General features: G+C 63.7%; 30 protein-coding genes. 15 read left to right on the top strand and 15 right to left on the bottom strand.

The features are described 5' to 3' along the window. Nucleotides 1-72: 72 nt before the first annotated feature. Complete coding sequence (locus AB1A62_RS13950) at nucleotides 73-522, bottom strand: phasin family protein (RefSeq protein ID WP_039190717.1); 450 nt, start codon at nucleotides 520-522, stop codon at nucleotides 73-75. A 132-nt stretch (nucleotides 523-654) separates the two neighbouring features. Next, nucleotides 655-2,457 (bottom strand): class I poly(R)-hydroxyalkanoic acid synthase, encoded by a 1,803-nt coding sequence (phaC, locus tag AB1A62_RS13945; protein ID WP_366662063.1) that lies wholly within the window; start codon nucleotides 2,455-2,457, stop codon nucleotides 655-657. 133 nt (nucleotides 2,458-2,590) lie between these two features. On the opposite strand from phaC, the gene phaZ reads away from it, so the two are divergent. Together phaZ and AB1A62_RS13935 are read left to right on the top strand one after the other, a co-directional pair. After that, complete coding sequence (gene phaZ, locus AB1A62_RS13940; RefSeq protein ID WP_366662062.1) at nucleotides 2,591-3,868, top strand: polyhydroxyalkanoate depolymerase; 1,278 nt, start codon at nucleotides 2,591-2,593, stop codon at nucleotides 3,866-3,868. A 4-nt stretch (nucleotides 3,869-3,872) separates the two neighbouring features. Further along, nucleotides 3,873-4,445, top strand: coding sequence for a DUF6151 family protein (locus AB1A62_RS13935; protein ID WP_366662060.1), 573 nt, complete (start codon nucleotides 3,873-3,875; stop codon nucleotides 4,443-4,445). On the opposite strand, the gene AB1A62_RS13930 is transcribed toward AB1A62_RS13935, so the two are convergent. The 4 genes from AB1A62_RS13930 to AB1A62_RS13915 all read right to left on the bottom strand — a co-directional run bounded on the left by AB1A62_RS13930 (nucleotide 4,436) and on the right by AB1A62_RS13915 (nucleotide 7,482). Further along, entirely contained in the window at nucleotides 4,436-5,197 is a 762-nt protein-coding gene (locus tag AB1A62_RS13930; protein WP_366662059.1) for an alpha/beta fold hydrolase, read from the bottom strand. The genes AB1A62_RS13935 and AB1A62_RS13930 overlap by 10 nt on opposite strands. Nucleotides 5,198-5,318: 121 nt before the next feature. Next, entirely contained in the window at nucleotides 5,319-5,744 is a 426-nt protein-coding gene (locus tag AB1A62_RS13925; RefSeq protein ID WP_366662058.1) for a VOC family protein, read from the bottom strand. After that, the gene (locus tag AB1A62_RS13920) at nucleotides 5,744-6,733 is read right to left on the bottom strand and encodes an alpha/beta fold hydrolase (RefSeq protein WP_366662057.1); all 990 of its coding nucleotides are present in this window, start codon (nucleotides 6,731-6,733) and stop codon (nucleotides 5,744-5,746) included. The genes AB1A62_RS13925 and AB1A62_RS13920 overlap by 1 nt, the downstream gene beginning before the upstream one ends. Beyond that, entirely contained in the window at nucleotides 6,733-7,482 is a 750-nt protein-coding gene (locus tag AB1A62_RS13915; RefSeq protein WP_366662056.1) for an alpha/beta hydrolase, read from the bottom strand. The genes AB1A62_RS13920 and AB1A62_RS13915 overlap by 1 nt, the downstream gene beginning before the upstream one ends. Nucleotides 7,483-7,614: 132 nt before the next feature. Here AB1A62_RS13915 and AB1A62_RS13910 point away from each other — a divergent pair, with 132 nt between their 5' ends. After that, on the top strand, nucleotides 7,615-8,622 hold the full coding sequence (locus tag AB1A62_RS13910) for a DUF4105 domain-containing protein (RefSeq protein ID WP_366662055.1): 1,008 nt from the start codon (nucleotides 7,615-7,617) through the stop codon (nucleotides 8,620-8,622). 71 nt (nucleotides 8,623-8,693) lie between these two features. Here AB1A62_RS13910 and AB1A62_RS13905 read toward each other — a convergent pair whose 3' ends face one another. Beyond that, nucleotides 8,694-8,942 (bottom strand): hypothetical protein, encoded by a 249-nt coding sequence (locus AB1A62_RS13905; RefSeq protein WP_366662054.1) that lies wholly within the window; start codon nucleotides 8,940-8,942, stop codon nucleotides 8,694-8,696. 279 nt (nucleotides 8,943-9,221) lie between these two features. Here AB1A62_RS13905 and thrS point away from each other — a divergent pair, with 279 nt between their 5' ends. The 5 genes from thrS (at nucleotide 9,222) to AB1A62_RS13880 (ending at nucleotide 13,939) form a co-directional block, all read left to right on the top strand. Continuing rightward, on the top strand, nucleotides 9,222-11,168 hold the full coding sequence (thrS, locus tag AB1A62_RS13900; protein ID WP_366662053.1) for a threonine--tRNA ligase: 1,947 nt from the start codon (nucleotides 9,222-9,224) through the stop codon (nucleotides 11,166-11,168). Between the two features lie 221 nt (nucleotides 11,169-11,389). Beyond that, nucleotides 11,390-11,695, top strand: a complete 306-nt coding sequence (locus AB1A62_RS13895) for a DUF2282 domain-containing protein (protein ID WP_019295611.1) — start codon at nucleotides 11,390-11,392, stop codon at nucleotides 11,693-11,695. A 69-nt stretch (nucleotides 11,696-11,764) separates the two neighbouring features. Then, a complete protein-coding gene (locus AB1A62_RS13890; protein ID WP_366662052.1) occupies nucleotides 11,765-12,619 on the top strand; it encodes a DUF692 domain-containing protein in 855 nt (284 codons plus the stop codon). Continuing rightward, a complete protein-coding gene (locus AB1A62_RS13885) occupies nucleotides 12,616-13,371 on the top strand; it encodes a DNA-binding domain-containing protein (RefSeq protein WP_366662051.1) in 756 nt (251 codons plus the stop codon). The genes AB1A62_RS13890 and AB1A62_RS13885 overlap by 4 nt, the downstream gene beginning before the upstream one ends. A 4-nt stretch (nucleotides 13,372-13,375) precedes the next feature. Beyond that, nucleotides 13,376-13,939 carry a DoxX family protein gene (locus AB1A62_RS13880; RefSeq protein WP_366662050.1) on the top strand — a complete coding sequence of 188 codons (564 nt, stop codon included), beginning with the start codon at nucleotides 13,376-13,378 and terminating at the stop codon, nucleotides 13,937-13,939. 74 nt (nucleotides 13,940-14,013) lie between these two features. Here the strand turns inward: AB1A62_RS13880 and AB1A62_RS13875 are convergent, their stop codons facing one another. Next, the gene (locus tag AB1A62_RS13875) at nucleotides 14,014-14,382 is read right to left on the bottom strand and encodes a hypothetical protein (protein ID WP_366662049.1); all 369 of its coding nucleotides are present in this window, start codon (nucleotides 14,380-14,382) and stop codon (nucleotides 14,014-14,016) included. Nucleotides 14,383-14,424: 42 nt separating this feature from the next. Beyond that, entirely contained in the window at nucleotides 14,425-14,745 is a 321-nt protein-coding gene (locus tag AB1A62_RS13870; protein ID WP_366662048.1) for an ArsC/Spx/MgsR family protein, read from the bottom strand. Between the two features lie 185 nt (nucleotides 14,746-14,930). Here AB1A62_RS13870 and AB1A62_RS13865 point away from each other — a divergent pair, with 185 nt between their 5' ends. Then, complete coding sequence (locus AB1A62_RS13865) at nucleotides 14,931-15,137, top strand: cold-shock protein (protein ID WP_366662047.1); 207 nt, start codon at nucleotides 14,931-14,933, stop codon at nucleotides 15,135-15,137. Between the two features lie 55 nt (nucleotides 15,138-15,192). On the opposite strand, the gene AB1A62_RS13860 is transcribed toward AB1A62_RS13865, so the two are convergent. Both AB1A62_RS13860 and AB1A62_RS13855 read right to left on the bottom strand, forming a co-directional pair. Next, a complete protein-coding gene (locus AB1A62_RS13860; protein ID WP_366662046.1) occupies nucleotides 15,193-15,672 on the bottom strand; it encodes a dihydrofolate reductase in 480 nt (159 codons plus the stop codon). A gap of 18 nt (nucleotides 15,673-15,690) precedes the next feature. Continuing rightward, complete coding sequence (locus AB1A62_RS13855) at nucleotides 15,691-16,524, bottom strand: thymidylate synthase (RefSeq protein WP_366662045.1); 834 nt, start codon at nucleotides 16,522-16,524, stop codon at nucleotides 15,691-15,693. Nucleotides 16,525-16,774: 250 nt separating this feature from the next. Between AB1A62_RS13855 and AB1A62_RS13850 the strand changes: the two genes are divergently transcribed. From AB1A62_RS13850 to AB1A62_RS13840, 3 genes are all read left to right on the top strand, one after another. Next, on the top strand, nucleotides 16,775-17,689 hold the full coding sequence (locus tag AB1A62_RS13850) for a thymidylate synthase (protein WP_366662044.1): 915 nt from the start codon (nucleotides 16,775-16,777) through the stop codon (nucleotides 17,687-17,689). Nucleotides 17,690-17,692: 3 nt separating this feature from the next. Next, entirely contained in the window at nucleotides 17,693-19,126 is a 1,434-nt protein-coding gene (locus AB1A62_RS13845; RefSeq protein WP_366662043.1) for a hypothetical protein, read from the top strand. A 70-nt stretch (nucleotides 19,127-19,196) separates the two neighbouring features. Continuing rightward, on the top strand, nucleotides 19,197-19,625 hold the full coding sequence (locus AB1A62_RS13840) for a VOC family protein (RefSeq protein WP_366662042.1): 429 nt from the start codon (nucleotides 19,197-19,199) through the stop codon (nucleotides 19,623-19,625). Between the two features lie 418 nt (nucleotides 19,626-20,043). On the opposite strand, the gene AB1A62_RS13835 is transcribed toward AB1A62_RS13840, so the two are convergent. From AB1A62_RS13835 to AB1A62_RS13825, 3 genes are all read right to left on the bottom strand, one after another. Next, nucleotides 20,044-20,541 carry a winged helix DNA-binding protein gene (locus AB1A62_RS13835; RefSeq protein ID WP_366662041.1) on the bottom strand — a complete coding sequence of 166 codons (498 nt, stop codon included), beginning with the start codon at nucleotides 20,539-20,541 and terminating at the stop codon, nucleotides 20,044-20,046. Nucleotides 20,542-20,617: 76 nt separating this feature from the next. Next, complete coding sequence (locus AB1A62_RS13830) at nucleotides 20,618-20,875, bottom strand: succinate dehydrogenase assembly factor 2 (protein WP_366662040.1); 258 nt, start codon at nucleotides 20,873-20,875, stop codon at nucleotides 20,618-20,620. A gap of 9 nt (nucleotides 20,876-20,884) precedes the next feature. Next, the gene (locus AB1A62_RS13825) at nucleotides 20,885-21,301 is read right to left on the bottom strand and encodes a helix-turn-helix transcriptional regulator (RefSeq protein WP_366662039.1); all 417 of its coding nucleotides are present in this window, start codon (nucleotides 21,299-21,301) and stop codon (nucleotides 20,885-20,887) included. A gap of 97 nt (nucleotides 21,302-21,398) precedes the next feature. On the opposite strand from AB1A62_RS13825, the gene AB1A62_RS13820 reads away from it, so the two are divergent. Together AB1A62_RS13820 and AB1A62_RS13815 are read left to right on the top strand one after the other, a co-directional pair. After that, nucleotides 21,399-22,601, top strand: a complete 1,203-nt coding sequence (locus AB1A62_RS13820; protein WP_366662038.1) for a pyridoxal phosphate-dependent aminotransferase — start codon at nucleotides 21,399-21,401, stop codon at nucleotides 22,599-22,601. A 14-nt stretch (nucleotides 22,602-22,615) separates the two neighbouring features. Then, nucleotides 22,616-23,029 carry a hypothetical protein gene (locus tag AB1A62_RS13815; protein ID WP_366662037.1) on the top strand — a complete coding sequence of 138 codons (414 nt, stop codon included), beginning with the start codon at nucleotides 22,616-22,618 and terminating at the stop codon, nucleotides 23,027-23,029. A gap of 19 nt (nucleotides 23,030-23,048) precedes the next feature. On the opposite strand, the gene AB1A62_RS13810 is transcribed toward AB1A62_RS13815, so the two are convergent. After that, complete coding sequence (locus tag AB1A62_RS13810; RefSeq protein WP_366662036.1) at nucleotides 23,049-23,828, bottom strand: hypothetical protein; 780 nt, start codon at nucleotides 23,826-23,828, stop codon at nucleotides 23,049-23,051. Between the two features lie 217 nt (nucleotides 23,829-24,045). Here AB1A62_RS13810 and AB1A62_RS13805 point away from each other — a divergent pair, with 217 nt between their 5' ends. After that, nucleotides 24,046-24,720: an RT0821/Lpp0805 family surface protein gene (locus AB1A62_RS13805; RefSeq protein ID WP_366662035.1), complete on the top strand. Its 675-nt coding sequence runs from the start codon at nucleotides 24,046-24,048 to the stop codon at nucleotides 24,718-24,720. The last annotated feature ends 13 nt before the right edge of the window (nucleotides 24,721-24,733 follow it).

Genomic DNA, 24,733 nt, shown 5'->3' with positions numbered 1-24,733 from the left:
GCCTTGCGGCCTGCCCTTCTTCACGTTCCGGCTCCGTCAGGGAGGAGAGCGAGGGCCGGATCGTGGACGTTCTTACTTGGCAGCTGCCGAAGCTTTCTTCGCTGCGGAGGTCACCTCTTCGGTGGCCTTTTTCACGGCAGCGGTTGCTTCTTCGGTTGCGTCTTTGCCAGCAGCCATCAGCAGCTCAACGGTGTCCATCTGGACTTTCTTCGCCACTTCGGCAAAGGCAGCCATGTTTTCGGCAGCCACTTCAGCGGAAGCGGAAGCGAAGTCGGTTGCGGCTTTGGCGTAGTCGGCCGGCTCTGCTTTGACTTTGGAAACGTCGCCCAGCTTGGCGATGGTTTCTTTGGTCCACTTGTTGGAGATCTCGGCGGATTTGCCGGCAGCGTCCAGCGCAACGGCGGACAGCTTCTCGTTCAGGGCTGCGGTGTTCTTGAATGCGTCTTCCATCGCTTTGGTGTCGACCGGGAAGGCGCCCATGAAGTCTTTCATCATCGCGGTGAAGTCTTGGGTCTTTGCCATAGTTCTAATTCCTCAGAAAGCTGCAGCAGGACCATCCTGCGCTCTTAGCATGAGAGGAATATGCTTTCTGCACCGCAGCATTTCAAGGGTTTTCTGCTGCAGTGCAGAAAAATTCTTTCTGCACCTGCAAAATCAACGGTTTGCCTTCACCTTCACATAGGATCCGGGCGCCGGCATCAAAGAGGGATAGCCCGAATCCCCCACCTCGCGGGCGGGAACCTGCTTGCCGGAGCGCTTCTTCAGCCAGTCGTTCCAGCGCGGCCACCAGGAACCCTCGTGGTATTCTGCGCCCTCCATCCAGGCCTCGCAGTCGCCCTTCAGGTCCTCGTTGGTGTAATGGCCGTACTTCTTCTTGCTCGGCGGGTTGACGATGCCGGCGATATGGCCGGACTCCGACACGATGAAGCTCTTGCTGCGCGACCCCATCTGCTGCACGCCGTGGTAGCAATCCTTCCAGCGGGCAATGTGATCGGTCTCGCAAGTGATCGCCATCAGCGGCACATCCACTTCCTTGATATGCAGCTTGTGGCCCATCAGCTCGAACCCGTCGCCGACAAACTCGTTGTTCTGGCACAGGCCGCGCAGATACTGCACCGCCATCCGGCCCGGCAGGTTGGCGCCGTCGCCGTTCCAGTAGAGCAGATCGAAGGCCGGCGGCGTCTCGCCCATCATGTAGCTTTTGACGGCGGGGCCATAAATCAGGTCCTTGGAGCGCAGGAATGACATGGTCCGCGCAATCACCCAGGACCGCAGCAGCCCCTCTTCTTCCACCTGCGCCTCGATGCCGTCGACGAAATCGTTCTGCAGGAACGGCGTGAACTCGCCCTGGTCGCCGAAATCCGTCAGCGTGGTAAAGAAAGTCGCCGATTTCACCGATTTGTCGCCGCGCTGCTTCAAGAGCGACAGGGTCAGGCTCAGCGTGGTGCCGGCGATGCAATAGCCGACCGCATTGACCTGATCCACCTTGCAGATCTCCTTGGCGGTCTCGATCGCAGTCAGGAAGCCCTCCTGGATGTAGTCCTCCATCCCCACGTCGGCGTGGCTGGCATCGGCATTGACCCAGGACACCACAAACAGGGTGTAGCCCTGCTCGGTCACCCATTTGATCAGGCTGTTCTGCGCCTTGAGGTCCAGGATGTAGAACTTGTTGATCCAGGGCGGGAACAGCACGATCGGGGTCTCATGCACGGTGTCCGTCACCGGCTTGTACTGGATCAGCTCCATCATCCGGTTGCGGTAGACCACGTCGCCCGGCGTGGTGGCAATGTTGCCGCCCAGCTCAAAGGCGCTCTCATCCGCCAGCCGCACCACCAGCTCACCGTTGTTGGCCTCCAGATCGGTGACCAGGTTCTCCAGCCCGTCGATCAGCGACTGGCCCTCGGTCTCCACCGCCTTCTCCAGCGCGTCCGGATTGGTTGGCAGGAAGTTGGTCGGCGCCATCATCTCGATGATCTGATCGGCAAAGTAGGTCAGCCGCTGCTTGTCCTTGCGGTCCAGGTCCACCGCCTCATGCACCGCCTTGCGGATCGCATCCGCGTTGGTCATGTACTGCTGCTTCACGAAGTTGAAGTAGGGGTTGCTCTCCCACAGCGGATTCGAAAAACGGCGGTCCTTCGGGCCGCCGTCATCCGTGCTCTCCTGTTTTCCAGCCAGGGCTTTCTGCGCTTCGGCGAAATTCAGCACAGACTTGCTCCAGTATTCGACCTGTTGCTCCAGGATCTTGGCCGGGTTCTGCATCGCCTCCGCCCAATAGGCGGTTGCTGCGCGCGCATAAAGCTCTTGATTCGGACCGTCCAAAGCCGGGTTGTGCGGCACCTTCCGGGACATGACATCGGCCAGACGCTTGCTTAACTCCTCCACGCGAGTCATGTTTTCCTTAAGCTTTTCAATGCTCTCGGAATTGGCCGCTGCGGATAATTCGTCACTAGTTGTCATAAAAAAGAATCCCTCATAGGCTTTCTGCTGTGCAGAATACTATTCTGCAAAAATTAGGGCAAAGCGGCGATTGGTCCAATGTTCCGGAATTTCCGGTGACGTTACGCCGGGACGGATCGCGAAGGAGGCAGGCATGCGTTACATGATGACCTACGATCTGATGGAGACCGTCCGGAACACCAACCAATGGTTGGGCGCCACCGCCCTCTCCATGGCATCTTACCCGGTCTTTTCCGCCTTGCCAAATCCTGCGCTCAGCTGGATGGCCGCCTGGGGCGAAGTGACGGAACGTACTTACCAGCGCATGGTGGTGAAACCGGCCTGGGGCATCCGCACCTTCACCTGCGAGGACGGCAAGGACCACCTGGTGGACATCACCACCGTGGTGGAGCGCCCGTTCGGCGACCTCATCCATTTCAAGGTCAACGGACGCGAGGAACAGCCGCGCAAGGTGCTGCTGGTTGCCCCGATGTCCGGCCATTACGCCACCCTTCTCCGCTCTACCGTCAAGAGCTTGCTGGTGAACTGTGAAGTCTATGTGACGGACTGGCACAACGCCCGCGACATTCCTGTTTCCGCGGGAAAATTCGACGTCGAGGACTACACGCTCTACCTCGTCGATTTCATGCGCGAGCTGGGCCCCGACACCCATGTGGTCGCGGTTTGCCAGCCGGTGCCGCTGACGCTGGCCGCCACCGCCTATCTGGCGGAACAGGACCCAAAGGCGCAACCGTCCTCGCTGACTCTGATCGGCGGCCCGGTGGACCCCGATGCCACCCCGACCGAAGTCACCGACTTCGGCCGCCGCGTCACCATGGGCCAGCTGGAGGAAACCATGATCCAGCGCGTCGGCTTCAAGTACCCCGGCGTGGGCCGCAAGGTCTACCCGGGCCTGCTGCAGCTCGCCTCCTTCATGTCGATGAACGGCGAACGCCACTCCAAGGCCTTCATGGACCAGATCCAGCGGATTTCCCGCGGCGAAGCCTCGGACCACGATGCGCACAACCGCTTTTATGACGAATACCTGGCGGTTATGGACATGACCGCGGAATTCTACCTGTCCACGGTCGAACGCATCTTCAAGAAGCGCGAGATCGCCCGCAACGAGTTCGTGGTGAACGGCCACAAGGTCGATTTCTCCAAGATCACCGACGTGGCGGTCAAAACCGTCGAAGGCGCCAAGGATGACATCTCTGCCCCCGGCCAATGCATCGCCGCGCTGGATCTCTGCACCGGCCTGCCGGAAGAGAAGAAGGCCAGCCATGTGGAGCCCGGCGCCGGTCACTACGGCATCTTTGCGGGCCGCAGCTGGCGCAACAACATCCGGCCGCTGGTGATCGACTTCATGAACGCCAACAGCCGCAAGAAACCGGCGGCCCGCAAACCCGCCAACAAAAACACGGCTGCCTGACCGCATGGCGGACGGGCTGGCGTTTTCCTGCAATTGCGGGGCCTTGCGCGGCGAAGTTGCCGTGCAAGGCATCAAGACCGGCACACGTGTCGTCTGCCATTGCGCGGACTGCCGCGCCAACGAACTGTACCACGGCCAGCCCGACCCGGCCCCCGATCCGGTTGACCTGTTCCAGCTGTCGCCCGATACCATCACCATCACACAGGGCGCGGAACATCTGAAAGCGCTCCGCCTCGGCCCCCGCGGCCCGTTGCGCTGGTATGCATCCTGCTGCGGAACCCCGTTAGCCAATACGCTGGCCAAGCCCGGCCTGCCCTTTGCCGGGATGCGCTCCGATCTGTTTCAGGACAAATCCGCCCTGGGCAAGATCCGCGCCAGGGCCTTCATCCCCGCCCCGGGCAAGCAAGCCCGCACCAAGGGCGGCGGCGCCATGGCCTGGGGCATCGTCACCCGGATGATCACCGCGCGGCTGTCAGGCCGCTGGAAGGACACCCCGTTCTTTGATCCTGAAACCGGCAAGCCGGTGGCGGAGCCTCATCTGATCAGCAAAGCAGAGCGCGCCCAGCTTTACCCCTGAGCGCACATCGCAGGCGAAGGAGCAGGTTCAGCATCAGGCGCTGCCAGCCAGTGCAGCAGCGCGCGGTTCACTGCGTCCGGCTGTTCCAGCACGGGAAAATGCCCGGCATCCGGCAAGATTTCCAGCCGCGCCTCCGGAATCAGCTGCGCCAGCAGGTCCAGCTTTGCCGGCGGCACGATCGTGTCATGCTCACCGCCCAGAACCAGCGCGGGCACATGCACCCGCCGCATCGTCGCCTGCTGATCCGGCCGCCGCTGCAGCGCGCGCGCCTGCGCCACATACATCTCCGGGCCCAGTTCCATCCCCATCCGGCAGAACAGCTTGTGCACCTCCAGCCGCAAGGGGCCGGGTGCGAGCGCTTCCATCGGCAGCGTCTCGCGCAAAATGTCCTCCAGCCGCCCGGCGCGCGCCGCGACGATCTGCGGCTCCCGGCTGGCGGCCTGGTCCGGTGTCTCGGCCAGCGGGCCGGCCCCGATGATGCACAGCCGGCTGATCCGCTCCGGCGCCCGGCGCATCAGCTCCATCGCCAGAATGCCGCCCATCGAGAACCCCGCCAGGGCAAAGCGCGGCGGCAGATGGCTCAGCATCCGGGCGGCGATCTTCTCCACCGTGTCGCCGCCTGCCAGCGGCAGCACCATCACCGGCATGCTGCCGGAAAACGTCCTGACCTGAGCGTAGAATATCCGGCCGTCGCACATCATGCCCGGCAGCAGAACCAGGGGTTCGCGGCACGGTTGCTGATCATAAGGCATGTCATGCCCTCGCGGTTTGCCTCCCACCCGTTTTTCAACTCTGCGGACGGCAAACCGTTGGATCAAGAAAAACCTCAGGGTGGCGGCAATTTACAGAAAACCTGCCGCCGCCCTGCCACGCTCAGTAACCGTTCCAGCGGAACGCACCATCCTCCGCCAGGGGCGAAAACGGGTTGAAGGCGACCTCCCACACATGTCCGTCCGGGCTGCGGAAATAGCCGTGATGGCCGCCCCAGAACACATCCTGCGCAGGCTTCAGCACCTGTGCCCCGGCGGCCTCGGCCGCGGCCAGCAGCTCCGCCACCTCTTCCTTGGTCCGGGTGTTGTGGCTCAGCGTCATGGCACCGGTTCCCAGCGTCTCCGGCGGCAGGCCGATATCCTCTGCCAGCGCCGCCAGCGGATAGAGACCCAGCGTTTGCGAAATAAGGTCGAAAGCGATCACCCCATCGGGGCTTTCCGCCCGCTCCCAGCCCAGGGCCTCATAAAAAGCCGCGGCCTTCTCCATGTCCGGCACGCCCAGCGTAATCAGGCTCACCCTTTGTTCCATCACTCAAATCCTTGTGCCCTCAACCACTTTAATATGCCATCCACCGTTGCCTTCGTCTGGCTGGGCGACACCACGTCACCGGCCAGAATGTGGCCATGCTCGTCATCGGCCAGCCCCGGCGGCACCAGGTTCACCGCCACCGGGCCGCCCCATCGCGCGGCGATCCCGGCAGTGATGTCCGGCCGCACCACCTTATCGCCTTCCGAATACCAGAACAATACAGGAACATTGGCAAGACTGAAATCCATACCCCGGACCGTTTGCAGCATCGCAGCCATCGGCAGCACGGCCATCGACGGGTATCGCGTGGTCCAGAACCGGCCATAAGCCTCGCTGCGCACCGGCAGCTCGATCTCCTGCCCGGCCAGCGGCGGCAGCCAGTAGCGCGCGGCAGGCCAGGTCAGCAGCGGCGCAAAAGCCGTGTTCAGCCCGTAGTTCGGCGACATCAGCACCATCGCATCGATGGCCGGCGCCAGGTCCGCATCCAGCGCCGCCGCCGTGGCCAGGGTGGCACCGGTGGAATTGGCGATCACCACGACCCGCTCCCCCACCTGCGCCGCCGCCGCCAGCGCCTCGGCCGTGTCCTGCATCCAGGCCTTGGGCGAGCCCTCCAGCATCGCCGCGCCAGTGCGCCCGTGGCCGGTCAGCCGGGTGAAGACCAGATTGGCCCCCAGGGCCTGCGCCACCAAGTCCGGCACCGGGCGGATTTCTTCGGAGGTCGCGGAAAAGCCGTGGATGTAAAGGACGGAAACCGCCGTCCGCGTTTCCGCCTGCCCCGCCCAGACCACACGCTTCTCTGCACCCGGAGTAATGTCGTTAAACCGGCTCTCGACGCTTTCGAAGTAGACCTGCACGCCTTCGCCGAACTTGCGAGTGTCAAAGCTGGCGCTCAGGTCCACATCTTCATAGGGGCCAAAGGCCCACAGCGCCGCCACCGGCACCGCCAGCGCCAGCAGGCCCCGCCCCAGGGCGCGTCCGAACCTGCGCATCAGGCGCCGCCCAGAACGTCCAGCACCGCGTCTTCGATCATCATCAGGCAGGCCTCATCCGAAAACCGGTGATCGGCATCTTTAACAAGGTTCAGCCGCATGTCCGGGCAGGTCGCATGGTCCATCAGCCGCAGCGCGGTCTCCGTGGACACCGCCGTATCCGCCGTCCCCTGCAGGCAGCGCACCTTGAACGGCAGGAACAGCGGGGTGCGCAGCACCAGCCGCTTGCGCCCGTCCTCGATCATCCGCCTGGAGATATGGTAGGGCTCCATGTAATCGCTCGGCAGCTCCACATAGCCCTTGGCTTCCAGCTCCGCCTTCTGCACGTCCGAGAAATTGGCCCAATAGCCGTCCTCGGTGAAATCCGGCGCCGCGGCGATGGTCACCAGGCCCTTGATCCGCTCCGGCATCTCCCGTGCCAGCAGCAATGCCTGCCAGCCGCCCATGGACGACCCCACTGGCACGATCTCCCCTTCGGTCAGCTGCGCCACCGCCTCCAGCGTGTCCTCATGCCAGTCGCCGATGCAGCCTTCCTCGAAGGTGCCGGAGCTTTCGCCGTGGCCGGAATAGTCGAACCGCAGAAACGCCTGGCCGCGCGCCTTGGCCCAGGCCTCCAGATGCACCGCCTTGGTGCCTTCCATGTCCGACTTCAGTCCGCCCAGGAACACCACGCACGGCCCTTGCCCCTCGCTCTTGTGATAGGCAATCCGGCGGCCCTGGGCGGTCTCAAGGTAAGATGCGGCTGGCATGTCTTTGCTCTCCTGTGCTTTTCCCAAGATGTGGCACGGCTCCGCCCGCCCCGCAAGCGGCAGCACTGCCTGCTTGCAACACCCCCGCCGCCTTCCTTATGGTCCGCGAAAATTTTTTGAAGGACGCGGGGCATGTTCAGACTCATCAAGGGCATTTTCACAGGCGCCGCCATTCTCGCGGTGGCGCTGGCCACGGCCTGGGCCGTGCTCGCCCTGTGGTACCGGCTGCCGTTCGAGGCGCTGGGGCGCAATGCGCTGGCCGGCGGCTTTGCCCTTCTGGGCCTTGCAGTCAGCGCCGGACTGTTCCGCCGCCGGGCCTTGCGTGCTCTTACCACCTTCACCCTGGCCCTGGCCGCGGTCATCCTGTGGTGGTCCACCCTCACCCCGCCTGCGGACCGCAACTGGGCGCCCGACGTGGCCCGCCAGGTGACCGGCAAGGTCGAGGGCGACATCCTCACCCTTAGGGACGTGCGCAATTTCGCCTGGGAAACGCCGGAAGACTTCACCGAAAACTGGGAAACCCGCAGCTACGACCTGACCAAGCTCCAATCCACCGACCTGTTCCTGTCCTACTGGGCCGGGCCGCAGATGGCGCACATGATCGTCAGTTTCGGCTTTGAAGGCGGCGAACATATCGCCTGGTCGGTCGAGGTTCGGCGCCAGCTGGGCGGCGGCTTCTCCCCGATTGCCGACCTGTTCAAGTCCAACACGCTGGTGCTGGTCGCTGCGGATGAGCGCGACGTGGTCGGCACCCGCACCAACGCCCGCGGCGAGGACGTGCAGCTGTTCCGCATCGGTGTCAGCCCCGACACCGGCCGGGAACTGCTGCTGAAATATGTCGATACCGCCAACAGCCTGGCGGCCCGGCCTGAATGGTACAATTCGCTGACCACCAATTGCACCACCGTGGTTATGGACCTGATCCGCAGTTTCGCGGATGAGGTGCCGCTGGACTGGCGGGTGCTGGCCAACGGCTATCTGCCGGAATTTGCCTGGGAACAGGGCGTTCTGGACCAGAGCCGCAGCGTGGGCGAATTGCGCGCGCTTGGCAGCATCACCCCGATTGCACAGGCGCATGGCGTGACACCGGACTACTCCGCAATGATCCGCGAAGGCGTGCCGTCACCCGCTCTGGACTGATCCGGCTTCTTTCTGCTTGCAAATACCCCGGGGAGCGTGAGGGGCCGCCCCCTCGCCCGCCCGGCTCCGGGTCAGGACAGGCCGGCAGCTGGTGTCCCGCCGGCCTTCTGCATCTGCAGGCGGCGCAGCAGGCTCTGGATCCGGCCCAGGGCCTCCCCGGTCCGCACTGCCTTCTCCTGGCTCGCCCCGCCTTCGATATGCGCGCAATGCTCATAGGACAGATGGCGCTGCGACAGGATCTTTTGCGACTGGCACAGCGCGGTTTCAATCAGATCCACATCTTCAACCGTCAGGTCAAAGCTCGGGTTCGGGCGGGTCATCGGAACACTCCTGGTATGTCCTTGGGTCTCAGGTTTCGGCCACCCTGCCCCGGATCGCCATCCATGGCAACAATTTTTTTGTTATTTTTCAAATGCTTAGCGGTATACAAATATGTGCAATCGCATGCGCAGGCACACAATCGGATTTTCCGGCGCAATAACAATCACATGCAAAGCCGCCTTGACTTGGCCCGGCTTTGACCGCAAAACGCGCGGACCAAACACATACCCGCAACCGGGCGTTCTGTGGGCGCCAAACCGACGAGGAGCAGCCAGACCATGGCCCAAATCTCTCTCACCTTCCCTGATGGCAATGCACGATCCTATGACGCAGGCGTCACGCCCGCGCAGGTGGCTTCCAGCATTTCCACCTCGCTGGCCAAGAAGGCCATCTCCGCCACCGTCAACGATCAGCACTGGGACCTGCAGTGGCCGATCGACGGCGACGCCACCATCGCCATCCACACCATGAAGGACGAGGTTCAGGCCAACGAGCTGATCCGCCACGACCTGGCGCATGTCATGGCGCGCGCGGTGCAGGAGATCTGGCCCGACACCAAGGTCACCATCGGCCCGGTGATCGAAAACGGCTGGTATTACGACTTCGACCGGGCTGAGCCCTTCACCCCGGAGGACCTCGGCGCCATCGAGAAAAAGATGAAGGAAATCATCAACAAGCGTGATGAGGTCCGCACCGAGGTGTGGGAACGCGACCGCGCGATCCAGCATTACACCGACAACAATGAGCCCTATAAGGTCGAGCTGATCGAGAGCATCCCCGGCGATGAGCCGCTGCGCATGTACTGGCACGGCGACTGGCAGGACCTTTGCCGCGGCCCGCACCTGCAGCACACCGGTCAGCTGCCCGGCGATGCGTTCAAGCTGATGTCGATTGCCGGCGCCTACTGGCGCGGCGACAGCTCCCGCGCGATGCTGCAGCGGATTTACGGCGTTGCCTTCACCGGCAAGGAAAAGCTGAAGGCGCATCTCACCATGCTGGAAGAGGCCGCCAAGCGCGACCACCGCAAGCTGGGCCGCGAGATGGACCTGTTCCACATGCAGGAAGAGGCGCCCGGCCAGATCTTCTGGCATCCGAACGGCTGGACCGTCTACACCCAGCTGCAGGACTACATGCGCCGCCAGCAGCGCAAGGGCGGCTATGTCGAGGTGAACACCCCGCAGGTCGTGGACCGCAAGCTGTGGGAGGCCTCGGGCCACTGGGACAAGTACCAGGAGAACATGTTCATCGTCGAAGTCGACGAGGAGCACGCCCGCGAAAAGGCTGTGAACGCTCTGAAGCCGATGAACTGCCCCTGCCACGTGCAGATCTTCAATCAGGGCCTCAAGTCCTACCGCGACCTGCCGCTGCGCATGGCCGAGTTCGGGTCCTGCAACCGCTACGAGCCCTCCGGCGCGCTGCACGGCATCATGCGGGTGCGCGGCTTTACCCAGGACGACGGCCACATCTTCTGTGCCGAGGATCAGATCGAGTCCGAGACCGCGGAGTTCATCGACTTCCTGTCCAAGATCTACAAGGATCTGGGCTTTGAGAAGTTCTCGGTGAAATTCTCCGACCGTCCGGAAACCCGCGCCGGTTCCGATGAGGTCTGGGACAAGGCAGAGGCCGCGCTTCTGTCCGCCACCCGCGCCGCCGGGATCGAGCCGGAGCTGAACCCGGGCGAAGGCGCCTTCTACGGCCCCAAGCTGGAGTTCGTGCTGACCGATGCCATCGGCCGGGACTGGCAGTGCGGCACCCACCAGGTCGACTTCGTGCTGCCGGAACGCCTGGACGCCACCTATATCGGCGCCGACGGCGCCAAGCACCGCCCGGTCATGCTGCACCGTGCCACCCTCGGCTCCTTCGAGCGCTTCATCGGCATCCTGATCGAGGAACACGCCGGCAAGCTGCCGTTCTGGCTGGCACCGCGCCAGGTGGTGGTCGCATCGATCACCTCTGATGCGGATGCCTACGTGCAGGAGGTCGTCACCGAGCTGAAGAAGGCAGGCGTGCGCGCCGAGGCCGACATCCGCAACGAGAAGATCAACTACAAGGTCCGCGAGCACTCGGTGGGCAAGGTTCCGGTCATTCTCGCCGTCGGCCACCGCGAGGTGGAGGAGCGCACCGTCTCCGTCCGCCGTCTTGGCGAAAAGCAGACCAAGGTGGAAAGCCTCGAAAATGTTACAAAGGCCCTGGCGGTGGAAGCCACCCCGCCGGACCTTCTGTAACATTCCGCCCCGAAAACAGCTTCAGCGGCCCCCATTTGGGGGCCGCTTTGTTTCATGAACAGGTTAAATCCCATTATTTCAGGGCTTTGCGCGGCTTTCCGCTCTCACATACACTGACGCGGGCGTGAGACACGGCCTCGTGACTTAATTTCCCGAAAACCTCGGGTTAGTGTTTTCCTGTCAACACGACACCGCACGTTTAACCGAAAGGAATTTACGAGATGTCGACCACCGCAAAATCCCTGGCCGTTGCCAGCGCCGTTGCCGCCGCCCTGACCGCAGCATCGACCATCCCCGCTGCTGCTGCCACCAAGGAAAAATGCTACGGCGTTTCGCTGGCAGGCCAGAACGACTGCGCCGCCGGCCCCGGCACCACCTGCGCAGGCACCTCGACCACCGACTACCAGGGCAACGCCTGGACTCTGGTTGATGCAGGCACCTGCGAAGGCATGGAACTGCCCGCGATGGCAGACGGCACCGAGCGCAAGGGCTCGCTGGAGCCGCTGGAACGCGACCTGCCGGCATAAGATCGGCCTGATTTCCGGGGCGGGAGTGTGAATTCCCGCCCCTTTTGCACCCGGATCACAGGACCCGCCATGCTTGACTCTGCTGCACATGACAGGCTGCCCGCCGCTCCCGGCGTTGGCTACAAGCCGCAGCATTTCGCCCAGATCACCGCGGACCCTGGCGCTGTCAAATGGCTGGAAATCCATGCGGAAAACTACATGGGCGACGGCGGGCGGCCGCTTGCGCAGCTGCGCCACCTGTCCGAACGCTTTGCCATGTCGGTGCATGGCGTCGGCCTCTCCATCGGCGGTGAAGGGCCGCTGGACGCAGACCACCTCGCCCGGCTCAAACATCTGGTGGGCTGGCTGAACCCCGCCAGCTTCTCCGAGCATCTGGCCTGGTCCACCCATGACAGCCATTTCTACAACGACCTGCTGCCGTTGCCTTACACGGACGCCAGCCTGCAGCGGATCTGCGACCATATTGACGAACTGCAGGACACCATCGGCCGCCGGATGCTGCTGGAAAACCCCTCCAGCTACCTCGCCTTTGCCGAGAGCACCTGGTCCGAGCCGGAGTTCCTTGCGGAAATCTCCCGCCGCACCGGCTGCGGCTTGCTCTTGGACGTGAACAACGTCTTTGTCTCCGCCACCAACCTCGATTTCTCGCCGCAGGGCTACATCGACGCCTTCCCGCTGGACGAGGTGGGGGAGATCCACCTGGGCGGCCACGACGAGGATGAAGACGGCCACGGCCGCCCCCTGCTGATCGACAGCCACGGACACGCGGTGGTGGACCCGGTCTGGGCGCTCTTGGACTATACCCTCGCCAAATCCGGCCCCAGGCCGGTGCTGATCGAATGGGACAACGACGTGCCGGACTGGCCTGTGCTGGAAGCCGAGGCCGCCCGCGCCGCAGCCGCGCTGGAGCGCGTTCCGGCATGAGTGTGACCCAGACAGAATTCACCCGCGCCATGATGGATGCGGGCCAGCCGGTGCCGGACGGGCTCACCGATCACCTCGGCCGGCCCGCGGGCCGCCGCTTCAGCGTCTACCGCAACAATGTCGCCGTCTCCCTGTCCGAGGCGATGAACAGCGCCTTTCCGGTGATTTCCAAGCTTCTGGGCAAGCAGAACATGGACGGGCTGGCAGGCATCTACCTGCGCCAGCACCCGCCATCCACGCCCCTGATGATGTTCTACGGCGCGCATTTCCCGGCTTTTCTGGAAGGCATGGAGCAGCTCAGGCATCTGGGCTACCTCGGCGATGTTGCGCGGCTGGAACTGGCCCTGCGCCGCGCCTACCACGCTGCAGATGCCGCTCCGATCGCGCCGGAGGCGCTTGGCACCCTGTCGCCGGACCAGCTGATGAACACCCGGCTGACGCTGGCGCCCGCGGTGGACGTGCTGTGCTCGTCCTGGCCCATACATGCCATCTGGCGCTACAACACCGAAGACGGCGCGCCCAAGCCTGAGGCACAGGCCCAGGACGTGCTGATCACCCGCCCCGAATTCGACCCCATTCCCCAGGTTCTGCCGCCCGCGGGCGCGCACTGGATCCGCGCCCTGATGGGGGGCGCCACCATCGGCGAAGCGCTGGAACAGGCCGCCGCCGCAGACGAAACCTTCGACCTGGGTGCCACGCTGGCCCTGCTGTTGCAGGGCGGCGCGATCACCGGATTGGACAGCAAAGGGTAAGACCATGCACGCACTTGTCTCCATTCACGACGCCGTTTTCCGCCAGGTGGAAAGGGCCGGCAACTGGCTGCTGCCGCTGGCGGCGCGCTTTGTCTTTGCCTCCACGCTGCTGCTGTATTTCTGGAATTCCGGCCTGACCAAGCTGGGTGACGGCATCCTTGGCCTGTTCAGCCCTTCGATCGGCGCCTACAGCCAGATCTTCCCGAAACAGCTGGAGGCCGCAGGCTATGACGTCTCGCAATTCGGCCTGTTCCAGAAACTTGTGGTGCTGGCCGGCACCTACGCCGAATTCATCCTGCCGCTGATGATCGTGGTTGGACTGCTGACCCGCCTGGCCTCGCTTGGCATGATCGGCTTTGTCATCGTGCAGTCGCTGACCGACATTTACGGCCACGGCGCCACCGATGACAAAACCCTCGGTGCGCTGTTCGACCGCTTCCCCGATGCGGTGATCCTGGACCAGCGGCTGTTCTGGATCTTCCTGCTGGCGGTTCTGGTGATCAAAGGCGCAGGCGCCCTGTCGGTCGATGCTCTGCTGCGCCACCGGATGGAGCCCGTCACGGCCTGACCCTGCAAACTGCCCAACAAAAAAGGCGCCCTGCTCCGGCAGCGGCGCCTTTTTAAATTCGGACCGGGATTGCGTCAGAAATGCGCCTTGGGCTCATCCGGCTTGCCGGCCGCCAGCGCCATCAGCCCGCCCACCGCAGCAAAGCTCAGCGGGAAGATGGTAAAGACGTTGAGGCCGAAGCCCGCATACATCCCGGCCGCCGAACCCAAGAGCAGGATCCCGCCCCACAAGGCCCGCGCCCGCGCCATTGCACCGCCGGCAATGGCCAGAAGCGGCGACAGAACCGCCAGCAGCCGCAGCTGCTCGACGTTCTCGACCTGCTCGGCCAGCCCCTCGACCTCACCGAAATGCTCTACTGCGGCGGTGTAGCCATAGCCGAAAAAGCCCACCACCATGCCGAAAATCCCGGCGATGATCCCCAGAACAAGGGCTGCATTGCGCATTATCCGTCTCCTAAAATCTGCGGTAACGACATAGGCGCGGCCTCAGCCAGCGCCAAGGGCCGCTTTCGTGTTCTGATCCCACCCCAGGAATAATTCCCCGTCACGCTCGATCAGCGGCCGCTTCATCAGCGCCGGATGCGCGCGCAGCAGCGCCAGCGGCTCGCCGGCGCGTTCCTCCTCGCTTAACCCCCGCCAGGTGGTGGAGCGCGTATTGACCAGCTTGGCGCCGAATTGCGTATGGGCGGCCTCCAGCAGCCCGTCCGGCATGCCATCCGCGCGGATATCGACCAACTCCGAATCCGTAAGCTGCTTCAACGCCTTGCGGCAGGTGTCGCAGTTCTTGAGCCCGTAGATTTTCCTCATGTCTTCATGCTCCCCACACGGAATTCACACAATTTATGGTGGAATTTTCCGGTTTCTCTTGATTTTCAGCCAGCCCATGCAAAACTCTAGGTTGTTCGGCTTCACCTGCCCCTCGCGGACGGGAAACAGGCCGGATGCCCCGGGACGCCCCTGGGCGACGTGCAAAGTAGAAGGAGACACGGGAAATGCCAAGCGGCACCGTGAAGTGGTTCAACACCACCAAAGGGTACGGGTTTATTGAACCCGATGAAGGCGGCAAGGATGTGTTTGTGCACATTTCAGCGGTGGAGCGGTCGGGCATGACCGGTCTCGCCGACAATATGAAAATCGGCTACGAGCTGACCGAGGGCCGCGACGGCCGGAAAATGGCGGCAGAGCTCAAGGCGATCTGACATTTAATTATGCACTGCGCCCAGGTCCAGCTGGGCGCAGGCAAAGGCGCAGGCTTCAGCGCCGCCGCAGATACTCCACCATCACGCAGGCCGGATCGCTGTCGCGAAGCACCGTTTCTCCGGCCCTGGTCCAGTCGTCTGCCTGAAACTCCGGGAAATAGGCGTCCGCATCCTCGATGGTCAGGTCGACCTCGGTCACCAGAAGCCGGTCCGCCATCCCCAGCATCCCGCCATAGATCCGCTCTCCGCCGATGCCATAGACGCGCCGGTACCCCTGCGCATAGGCCGTCTCCACCGCTGCCTCGATCGACGGCAGCACGGTCTCCGCCGCCTGCGGGTTGGAGGACACCACCAGATTGAGCCGGTTCTTCAGCGGCTTCACCGGCAGGCTGTCCCAGGTGTGCCGGCCCATGATGAGGGCGCCGCCCAAGGTTTCGCGCTGGAACGCCTTCAGATCTTCCGGCGCGAACCACGGAATTTCGTTGTCCTTGCCGATGGCGCCGTTGCGCGCCCGCGCAGCGATCAGGGTAATCATGCCTGTTGTCCTTGTTTCTTAGACCGCAACCGGCGCCTTGATCACCGGGTCCGGGTCATAGTTCAGGATCTCGAAATCCTCGAACCTGAAGTCGAAAATCGAATTCACCTGCCGCTTGATCCGCAGCTGCGGCAGCGGCTTGGGGGTGCGCGACAGCTGCAGCTGCACCTGCTCCACATGGTTCGAATAGATATGCGCGTCGCCCATCGTGTGCACGAAATCCCCGGCCTCATACCCGGTCACATGCGCCAGCATCGCCAGCAGCAGCGAGTAGGAGGCGATATTGAACGGAACGCCCAGGAACATGTCTGCCGAGCGCTGATACAGCTGCATATGCATTTTGCCGCCCGCAACCCGCACCTGCCACAGCGTATGGCAGGGCGGCAGCGCCATGTCCGGAACATCCGCAGGGTTCCAGGCCGACACGATCAGGCGGCGGCTGTCGGGGCTGCTGCGGATCATCTCCACCAGACCGGCGATCTGGTCGACGCTGCCCGCACGGTACAGCGGCTCATCCCCGATGGTGCCCTCGGCCGGCTCCAGCTTGGGGAACCGGCGCCACTGATGGCCGTAGACCGGGCCCAGGTCGCCGTTCTCATCGGCCCATTCGTCCCAGATCGACACCCCGTTTTCCTTCAGGTAGCGGATGTTGGTGTCGCCGGACAGGAACCACAAAAGCTCATGAATGATCGAGCGCAGATGCAGCTTCTTGGTGGTCACCAGCGGGAACCCGTCCGCCAGCGGATACCGCGCCTGCATCCCGAAACACGACAGCGTTCCGGTGCCGGTCCGGTCGTCCGACGGTTCCCCGTGATCCAGAATATATTTTAGCTGATCGTGATACTGCTGCACCGCCGCCCCCTGCCGCTGCCCGGAATGTTACACCGGCATACCCAATGGCACGCCGCGCGCCAAGGCAGAAAAATACCACCCGCCGCACCCCGGTATCATACCATATCTGCCACTCAGCGCGATACAAGAAACTACATGCAGGTAGCGCATCCGCCACGGTTGCGCCCAAAACCGCGCTGTTCAATTGACAACTGCAACGCCGCAGCCGAAGGTGGCGCAAAACGAAAAAAACATATTGAGGTAGAGGCAGATGAGGCGCTTTTGGCTAGGACTCGCGGCAGCGTCCGTGGTGTCCGCATGCGGCGGGGGGAATCCCTTCACCGAAACGACAGATGACGATACGGATTCTGGGACGGATACCGGATCAGCAATTCCCGAGTCGATAGCAAACGACCTTGACAGCGTCAGCTATGATGCAACCAATCAGACGCTGACTGTGACCGGTGTCGGGCTGGATGAAACGCCCTTCACTGCCACATATGTACGCAAGCCTGCGCTCGACCGGGCCGGATATGAAGCCTATACGGTTCAGGACAACGAGCTGACAGAACACTCCACCGCATACGTTCGCCAATCCGGAGGCGGCTATGCTGCCGTGGTCGTAACGGGCGGGCAATTCGGGTACTTTCAGGGCGGTGCCACTTATGCCCGAACCGGTTCCTTTACCGAACCGGACACGGAATCGGGGCCAGGCGGCATCGTCAGCTATGCCGGCACCTATGTGGGGCTCCTGAATGTCGATGGAGACACAGGCGACCTGATTGTTCCGTCCGGCAGCCCTGACACCGTTATTCTGCCAGGCCAGGCTGCGGAGGTCACCGGCGATGTATTCATCAATGCCGACTTCTCCGACCAGGAGATCAAGGGCACGATCTACAACCGTGAAATCACCGATTTCCCCGGAACCTCGGTTGAAGACCTGATCCTCGTTCCGACAGAGATTGCCGCAGATGGGACTTTCGACGGCACAGTTAACACCGGCAGCAACGGTGTCGGCACATACGGCGGTATTTTCTCTGGCACTGACGCAGAGGTGGTTGCCGGAGCTGTGCATGCAGAAAGCCATATCGACGCTCTAAGCGGCGGCATCAACCCGATTGAGGAATACGGCGTCTTCGTGCTGGATTCCTGTGACAGCGCCAACGCCGATCCGGTCTGCCCGTAACCCATGCGCAAGGCCGCCGCGGCAGCGCTGGTGCTGGGCCTGGCAACGGCCCAGCCGTACGCTCAGGAACAGGCAAATCCCAAAGTGCACCTGTCCCTGGACCAGGGGCATGTGCTGGCCGCCCATGCGCTGAAGTCCGGCAACCCGCAGCTGGCACTGCGGGTCTCGGACGCCCTGCTGCAGGCCGACCGCAAGAACCATGTTGCCTGGCACCTCCAAGCCGCTGCATATGCCCAGGCCGGCCAGCCCGCCGAGGGGCGCAAGGCCGCTGCCCGCGCCTTTCGCTTTGCGCCTGACAGCGCCGCCAAGTTCCAGATGGGCCAGCTGGCCTCGCGGCTGGCCTTTCAGGGCGGCAGCCCGGTTCTGTCGCAGTACTGGCTGCGCCGGACGGCGGTTCACGCCCCGGACAGCAAGGCCGATGCCCTGATCGCCAAGGACTACCAGACCCTGCGCCGGATCAGCCCCTGGTCGTTCCGGCTCAGCGGCGGGGTGAAGCCCTCGAACAACGTGAACAACGGTTCCGATGCCGCAACGCAGGAAATCGATGGCCTGTCCTCCCATCAAAACAGGCTGGGGCCGCGGGCCGTTGCCCTCTCCGGTCTCATCGGCACCCTGGATGGCAGCCTCGGCCGCCGCCTGCGGCAAAGCAAAACCAGCCTGACCTCTCTCAGCGGGCGCCTGTATGTCCAGCGCGTGGCCCTGTCCTCCAGCGCCAAGGAAGAAGCGGCAGAACTGGCAGCCCTGACGGGCACCAGCGTTCCCCGCAATTCCGAATTCGGCTCCACCTACGGCGAAATCGCTTTGAGCCACGCCTTTGCCGCCGGGCCGGCGGACAGCGGCGGCAGCGCACGGATCGCTTTGACCGGCGCAACCTCCTGGTACGGCGGCGAGCGGAACTACAATCTGATAAAAATGTCCGGCGCCCGCAGCTGGGCCCTCTCCAGCCAAAGTCGGCTCACTATCAACGGCAGCGCCGAGCACCGGATCGACCCGCGCCTGAATTCGCTGCGGGCAGACGTTTTCGGCCTTGGCGCCTCGCTGTCGCGGAAACTTGAAAACGGCAACAGCCTCAGCTTCACGCTCGGGCTGCGCGACACCCATACCAGCAACGTCAACTCCGCAGGAACAACGGCTACCTTGCGGGTCGGCTACGCGTTTGGAGAGGCCATCGGCCCGGCCAAGGTCAGCACCGGGCTGATATTGGGAGCGGCCGATTACCCCGATCACGTGTTCCACAACGGATTGGCCTGGCAGACCATTCCCGGCGGCCGCCAGGATCAGTCGCTTTATGCGGATTTGAACCTGTTCTTCGAAGACTACGATTACGCAGGATTCGCACCGATGCTGCGGGTCCGGGCGGGTAAGCGCAGCTCCAACCACAGCCGCTTCGAAAGTTCAGAATTCTCCATCTCTCTAGGCATTGAATCAAAATTCTGAACCCGTATCTGTTCAGCACGGGCCTATGCGGTGAGCGCACCGGGGCCGCAAACCCAAACAGGAGACCGCCATGCCCCTCACCTATCTGCACACCATGGTCCGAGTGAAGGACCTGGAGAAATCCATCGCCTTCTACCAGCTTCTCGGCCTGCAGGAGACCCGCCGCTACGAGAATGAGCAGGGCCGGTTCACCCTGGTGTTCATGGCCCCGCCCGGCCAGGAGGAGGCACCGGTTGAACTCACCTACAACTGGGACGGCGACGACGCGCTGCCCAGCGACAGCCGCCACTTCGGCCATCTCGCCTATGGGGTGGATGACATCTATGCCGCCTGCCGGCACCTGATGGACAACGGCGTCATCATCAACCGTCCGCCGCGCGACGGCCGCATGGCCTTTGTGCGCTCGCCCGACAATATCTCCATCGAACTGCTGCAGAACGGCGACGCCCTGGCCCCGGCAGAACCCTGGGCCAGCATGGAAAACACCGGCCACTGGTAAGCCCGCTCCGCCGGCGCTCGGGGCTTTGGCAACGCGGGCAAGCCGCGGCGCGGCGCCGCTTCGCAGACGCCGGCTGCGGGTACATAGTGCCGGTAGAAAATGACGGGCGCTGGCACAGGCTTCGGGTTGCGCGCCAAAGCGGCAGGTTTGCCGCCCGGTTTGCACAGGGTCAGTGCCCGCACAAAGAACCGGCGCAGCCCCCAAGGGGCTGCCGGTGATTTCTGCCCGTCTACTGTAAAAAACCGGAAAAAGGGCGGCGCTTCTGCTGCCGTCTGCCGTGACCCTGGCCGGGGCCCGGCGCATTACCCTTTGATACGGTCAGAGCATGGTTTCCCCTCATGCCCCGTCTGCGGCCAGCCGGTGTTTCCCCGGCTTGTCCGGCCATCGCCTTCTGGAACGGCTTGCCCCAGCCGGCGCCTCAGTAGATATAGCGGATCTGGTCCGACCAGTAGCGTTCCATCCGCTTCAGCGAAGAGGTGATGTCCTCGATGCCTTCCGAAGTGATCACGTTCTTGCCTTCCAGCCCTTCGGCGTGGCGGGAGAACAGCGCCGACACGATGTCGCGGATCTCGCGGCCGCGCTGGGTCAGGCGCACCCGCACGGAACGGCGGTCGATCTCGCAGCGCTGATGGTGCATATAGCCCATCTCGACCAGTTTCTTGAGGTTGTAGCTGACGTTGCTGCCCTGATAGTAACCGCGGGTTTTCAGTTCCCCGGCGGTGACCTCATTGTCGCCGATGTTGAACAGCAAGAGCGCCTGGACCGCATTGATCTCCAGCACGCCGACGCGTTCAAACTCATCCTTGATGACGTCCAGCAGCAGGCGGTGAAGGCGCTCAAGCAGACCCAGCGCCTCCAGGTAGCCAGTCATGAATCCTTTGCGGTCCGTCTGGCCAATTGGCAATTCCATACTCATTCGCATCTCCGACTCGAATTTGCTCCTGAGACAAGATGCCAACAATTCCCGAAAAATCCGTTAAGCCGGAATTTTATTATTTTTGATGGGTTTGAGCGATCTCCGCAACCAGGGCGCGGAACCGCTCCTGCGGTTCCGCCTGGCCGGTCACCCACTGGTACAGATCCTGGTCGTTCTCGTGCAGCAGCTGGTCGTAAAGATCCAGCTGCGCCTCGTCCATCTGCTCCAGGCTGGCGGCTGCATAGGCCGACAGCAGGATATCCATTTCCTTGATACCCCGGCGCATCGAGCGCATCTGCAGCCGCTTCAGGCGGGTGGCACGGTCTTCCTGCATCCTGCGGCCTCAGGCCGGTTCCGATGCCGGCGCGTCAGTGACCTGCAGCAGGGCCCGCAGTTTCTTTTCCAGCCGCGCAGCGCGCTCCGCGTTCTGGCGCATCTCGCTGCGCAGCGAGCGCAATTCATTCAGAACGCTGGTGAAATCACCGGCTTCCAGCTCCAGCGGCGCCGGCTCCGTCATGCCTTCGCCTTCGCCGGTCAGCAGCCAGGACATCGACACGTTCAAAAGCCCCGCCAGCATGGTCAGCTTGTTGGCGCGCGGCTCCGACAGGTCCCGCTCCCAGGCGCTCAAGGTCGATTTCTTGACACCGATCCGCCGCGCCAGCTGGCCCTGAGTCATCCCGGCCGCTTCGCGCGCCGCTGCAACGCGGTCGCCGAAAGTTGCTGCATCCGGGCCATACCAGTCTGTGTTCTGCTCAGTCATTGTCCGTTCTCCTAACTCAAAGTGCCAATGCAGCTTGATCGCTGTTTGGCGGCAACCTATGACAGTTCCGCACAACATACAAACCGGGGCACCGCCAATGTCTTTCCTGTCCGAGACCTTATCCCGCGTCAAACCGTCACCCACCATAGCGATGACCGCAAAAGCGGCAGAGCTGAAGGCCGCGGGACGCAACGTCATCGGCCTCAGTGCCGGTGAGCCGGACTTTGACACGCCGCAAAACATCAAGGACGCCGCGGTTGCCGCCATTGCCGCGGGCAAGACCAAATACACCGCCCCCGACGGCATCCCGGAGCTGAAGCAGGCGGTCTGCGCCAAGATGAAGCGCGACCACGGGCTCGACTACACGCCGGCGCAGGTCTCGGTCGGCACCGGCGGCAAGCAGACGCTCTACAACGCGCTGATGGCGACGCTGAACCCGGGCGACGAGGTGGTGATTCCCGCCCCCTACTGGGTCAGCTACCCTGACATGGTGCTGCTGGCGGGCGGCACGCCGGTTGTGGTGGAAACCGCACTGGAAGCCAATTTCAAACTGACCGCCGATCAGCTCGAGGCCGCGATCACCCCCAAAACCAAATGGTTCATCTTCAATTCGCCCTCCAACCCCACCGGCGCCGGCTACAGCTGGCAGGAGCTGAAGGCGCTGACCGAGGTGCTGATGCGCCATCCGCATGTCTGGGTGATGACCGACGACATGTACGAGCATCTGGCCTATGACGGGTTCGAATTCTGCACGCCTGCGCAGGTGGAACCGGGGCTTTATGAGCGCACCCTCACCTGCAACGGCGTCTCCAAGGCCTATGCGATGACCGGCTGGCGCATCGGCTATGCCGCGGGCCCGGAAAAACTGATCGCCGCCATGCGCAAGGTACAGTCGCAGTCGACCTCCAACCCCTGCTCTGTCAGCCAATGGGCCGCGGTAGAGGCGCTCAACGGCACCCAGGCTTTCCTGGCGCCCAACAACGAGACTTTCAAACGCCGCCGCGACCTGGTGGTCTCGATGCTGTCGGAAATCGAGGGCATCACCTGCCCGGTGCCGGAGGGCGCGTTTTACGTCTACCCCTCCATCGCCGGGCTGATCGGCAAGACCACGCCTGCGGGCAAGGTGATTGAAACGGATGAGGCTTTCGCCACCGCGCTGCTGGAGGAAGCCGATGTCGCCGTGGTCTTCGGCGCCGCCTTCGGACTGTCGCCCAATTTCCGCGTCAGCTACGCAACCTCCGACGCAGCGCTGGAAGAGGCCTGCCGCCGCATCCAGACGTTCTGCGCCGCGCTGACCTGACAGGAGACATGAGCATGAGCGCCGATCTGCCGGATTATTACTTCCGCGTCCGTGAGAACGGCGCTTTTGTCTTCCGTGTCGATACCGAGAACCGCAACCGGCGGATCGAGATGGACCAGATCGCCGTTGTGAACATCCGCAACGGCGAGATCAAACCCCACGGCCAGCGCCGGCTGACCGATCAAGATGTCGCCGAGATCAAATCCTGGATGGAGGCCCGCGCCGCTACCCTGGCGGCCCGCGATACCGACGACATCCACCGCGCCATCGACCACCTCAACCTGACCGCCCATTGGGCCAACAGCCGCGCCACCGATGAACAGCTGGAGGACGTCACCGATGCGCTCTTGCTGGCGATGCACGACCTGCGCAGCGTGCTGGTGCGCAAGAAGGCCGACCGGCTGATGAAGGAACGCGGCGGCGAATAAGCGCGCGTGCCCCGCCGCCTCAGCCGCAGTACAGCGACCGCACAGAGTATGACCGGAACCCGCTTTGCACCCGCGGCAGGGGCGGGCTGATCAGTTGCGGCCGGAACCGCGGCAAATTCGGGTTTCCCAGCACGAACAGGCTGCGCTGCCACAGCGCATCCGGCGTGCCCGGCTCCACCCCGGCCAATCCCAGCCGCCACCTCAGGTGCAATGCGGCCCGTGCCTGCGGATCGCCGCCAAGGGCAAACCGGTGCGGCGGCCCCGGCAGCAGCTGAACCGGTTCAGGCCCCTCCAGGCTGGCAATCTGGCAGACGTACTGGCCTTTGACCTCTGCCCGCAGGCCGCCGCTGAGAGGCTCCCGCGTCAGCGACACCAGGTGCCCCGCCTTGATCCCTGCGTCGCGGACCGCAAAGTCCAGCGCCTCCGGCAGCTCGAACACCACAGTGTCCGGCCCGAACAGCCTCTCTTCGCCCTGCCAGACTCTGCCGCTGGCAAAGCGCAGCGCATAGCGCCCTGGCGGCACCAGCACCTTGAAGAACGCGCCGCCCCGGATATAGGCCGCCAGCGCGTCGCCGCCGCGGCCCGACAGCACCAGGTAATAATCCGCGCCCTCCGGCGTTTTGACCTGCAGCGGAAACACGGCGGGCAGCCCGGTGCGGTTCCACATCAGCCCGGTGCGGGGATGCTCTGCGGAACTCTCCGCAGCAACCGCCGCCGCCCCGCAGAAAACCGCCAGCAGCAGCCCGGCCAGACGTGCTGCCCAAACCCTGCATGCCGGACCGCTCGGCCCCCGCATCATCACTGCCAGTCCTTTCTGCCGCCACAGCTTGCGGCTGGCATCAGCCTATCACACCTGCGCGGTTCTGCCCGCGCAAGCACCGGCCCCATTGGCAAGGCTTTGCCGGTTCCAGCCCCCGCTGCAGGCTGCGGCTGGACGCAGGCTCAGCCGCATGGTTGAGGTTCCCTTAACTCCGCCGGATCTCATTCCGGCCCCCTGGCAGAATACGAGAACGCCCATGCGCCCCGGTTTCCTCTTCAGCACCCTTCCCCTTCTCTGCGCCCTGGCCCTGCCGCATCCCGCCGCGGCCGGCGGCCCGTCGATCAAGGTCCAGGACAAGGGCAACCAGTACAAATACGAGTACAAGGACCACCGCTGCCAGTTCAAATACCACCTGAAATACGGCAAGGGCGACGCCAAGACCTCGACCAAGGGCGACTGCTCCCACATCGCCCGTTTCCCGCAGTTCGCGCCGCCCGCCGCCTATGCGCACGGCGGCAGCCGGCGGGCGCCGCAGCCCGCGTCCTGGCCGTCCTGCAACTCGCAGGCCCTGGGCCGCTTGCTGGGCGGCGCAGCCGGGGCTGCGGCCGGGTCCCGGCTCGGCGATGGCGACACCATCACAATTGCCGCGGGAACGGTGCTGGGCGCCCTGCTGGGCGGCGAGATCGGCCGCCGCCTGGGTGCGGACGACCGCCGCTGCATCGGCTCGGCCCTGGAATACGCAGGCGACAGCCAGGTCTTCGACTTCACCAACCCGCAAACGGGTCTCGCCTATGCGCTGCGCCCGCTTGCGCGCAGCAGCCATAACGGCAGCACCTGCCGCAGCTTCGACGCCCGGTTCGACGGCGGCCACTGGCGCCGCGGCCTGGCCTGCCGCGAGGGCGGCGAATGGCGGATCGTCAGCCTGGACTGACGGCCCGCCCGTC

The organism is Leisingera sp. JC11 (genome assembly GCF_040704725.1).
Taxonomy (GTDB): Bacteria; Pseudomonadota; Alphaproteobacteria; order Rhodobacterales; family Rhodobacteraceae; genus Leisingera.
The sequence above is the reverse complement of the archived record's forward strand: the minus strand, read 5'-3'. Positions and strand labels throughout refer to the sequence as shown.

What these genes read in the sequence shown, in the direction of transcription:
- AB1A62_RS13820 (WP_366662038.1), top strand. Translation starts at nt 21,399, where the DNA reads ATGTCTTTCCTGTCCGAGACCTTATCCCGCGTCAAACCGTCACCCACC.
- AB1A62_RS13880 (WP_366662050.1), top strand. Translation starts at nt 13,376, where the DNA reads ATGCACGCACTTGTCTCCATTCACGACGCCGTTTTCCGCCAGGTGGAA.
- AB1A62_RS13845 (WP_366662043.1), top strand. Translation starts at nt 17,693, where the DNA reads ATGCGCAAGGCCGCCGCGGCAGCGCTGGTGCTGGGCCTGGCAACGGCC.
- AB1A62_RS13930 (WP_366662059.1), bottom strand. Translation starts at nt 5,197, where the DNA reads ATGCCTTATGATCAGCAACCGTGCCGCGAACCCCTGGTTCTGCTGCCG.
- AB1A62_RS13935 (WP_366662060.1), top strand. Translation starts at nt 3,873, where the DNA reads ATGGCGGACGGGCTGGCGTTTTCCTGCAATTGCGGGGCCTTGCGCGGC.
- phaZ (WP_366662062.1), top strand. Translation starts at nt 2,591, where the DNA reads ATGCGTTACATGATGACCTACGATCTGATGGAGACCGTCCGGAACACC.
- AB1A62_RS13895 (WP_019295611.1), top strand. Translation starts at nt 11,390, where the DNA reads ATGTCGACCACCGCAAAATCCCTGGCCGTTGCCAGCGCCGTTGCCGCC.
- AB1A62_RS13810 (WP_366662036.1), bottom strand. Translation starts at nt 23,828, where the DNA reads ATGATGCGGGGGCCGAGCGGTCCGGCATGCAGGGTTTGGGCAGCACGT.
- AB1A62_RS13825 (WP_366662039.1), bottom strand. Translation starts at nt 21,301, where the DNA reads ATGACTGAGCAGAACACAGACTGGTATGGCCCGGATGCAGCAACTTTC.
- AB1A62_RS13840 (WP_366662042.1), top strand. Translation starts at nt 19,197, where the DNA reads ATGCCCCTCACCTATCTGCACACCATGGTCCGAGTGAAGGACCTGGAG.
- AB1A62_RS13815 (WP_366662037.1), top strand. Translation starts at nt 22,616, where the DNA reads ATGAGCGCCGATCTGCCGGATTATTACTTCCGCGTCCGTGAGAACGGC.
- AB1A62_RS13905 (WP_366662054.1), bottom strand. Translation starts at nt 8,942, where the DNA reads ATGACCCGCCCGAACCCGAGCTTTGACCTGACGGTTGAAGATGTGGAT.
- AB1A62_RS13920 (WP_366662057.1), bottom strand. Translation starts at nt 6,733, where the DNA reads ATGCGCAGGTTCGGACGCGCCCTGGGGCGGGGCCTGCTGGCGCTGGCG.
- AB1A62_RS13950 (WP_039190717.1), bottom strand. Translation starts at nt 522, where the DNA reads ATGGCAAAGACCCAAGACTTCACCGCGATGATGAAAGACTTCATGGGC.
- AB1A62_RS13860 (WP_366662046.1), bottom strand. Translation starts at nt 15,672, where the DNA reads ATGATTACCCTGATCGCTGCGCGGGCGCGCAACGGCGCCATCGGCAAG.
- AB1A62_RS13850 (WP_366662044.1), top strand. Translation starts at nt 16,775, where the DNA reads ATGAGGCGCTTTTGGCTAGGACTCGCGGCAGCGTCCGTGGTGTCCGCA.
- AB1A62_RS13865 (WP_366662047.1), top strand. Translation starts at nt 14,931, where the DNA reads ATGCCAAGCGGCACCGTGAAGTGGTTCAACACCACCAAAGGGTACGGG.
- AB1A62_RS13830 (WP_366662040.1), bottom strand. Translation starts at nt 20,875, where the DNA reads ATGCAGGAAGACCGTGCCACCCGCCTGAAGCGGCTGCAGATGCGCTCG.
- AB1A62_RS13885 (WP_366662051.1), top strand. Translation starts at nt 12,616, where the DNA reads ATGAGTGTGACCCAGACAGAATTCACCCGCGCCATGATGGATGCGGGC.
- AB1A62_RS13805 (WP_366662035.1), top strand. Translation starts at nt 24,046, where the DNA reads ATGCGCCCCGGTTTCCTCTTCAGCACCCTTCCCCTTCTCTGCGCCCTG.
- thrS (WP_366662053.1), top strand. Translation starts at nt 9,222, where the DNA reads ATGGCCCAAATCTCTCTCACCTTCCCTGATGGCAATGCACGATCCTAT.
- AB1A62_RS13910 (WP_366662055.1), top strand. Translation starts at nt 7,615, where the DNA reads ATGTTCAGACTCATCAAGGGCATTTTCACAGGCGCCGCCATTCTCGCG.
- AB1A62_RS13915 (WP_366662056.1), bottom strand. Translation starts at nt 7,482, where the DNA reads ATGCCAGCCGCATCTTACCTTGAGACCGCCCAGGGCCGCCGGATTGCC.
- AB1A62_RS13890 (WP_366662052.1), top strand. Translation starts at nt 11,765, where the DNA reads ATGCTTGACTCTGCTGCACATGACAGGCTGCCCGCCGCTCCCGGCGTT.
- phaC (WP_366662063.1), bottom strand. Translation starts at nt 2,457, where the DNA reads ATGACAACTAGTGACGAATTATCCGCAGCGGCCAATTCCGAGAGCATT.
- AB1A62_RS13875 (WP_366662049.1), bottom strand. Translation starts at nt 14,382, where the DNA reads ATGCGCAATGCAGCCCTTGTTCTGGGGATCATCGCCGGGATTTTCGGC.
- AB1A62_RS13835 (WP_366662041.1), bottom strand. Translation starts at nt 20,541, where the DNA reads ATGAGTATGGAATTGCCAATTGGCCAGACGGACCGCAAAGGATTCATG.
- AB1A62_RS13925 (WP_366662058.1), bottom strand. Translation starts at nt 5,744, where the DNA reads ATGGAACAAAGGGTGAGCCTGATTACGCTGGGCGTGCCGGACATGGAG.
- AB1A62_RS13870 (WP_366662048.1), bottom strand. Translation starts at nt 14,745, where the DNA reads ATGAGGAAAATCTACGGGCTCAAGAACTGCGACACCTGCCGCAAGGCG.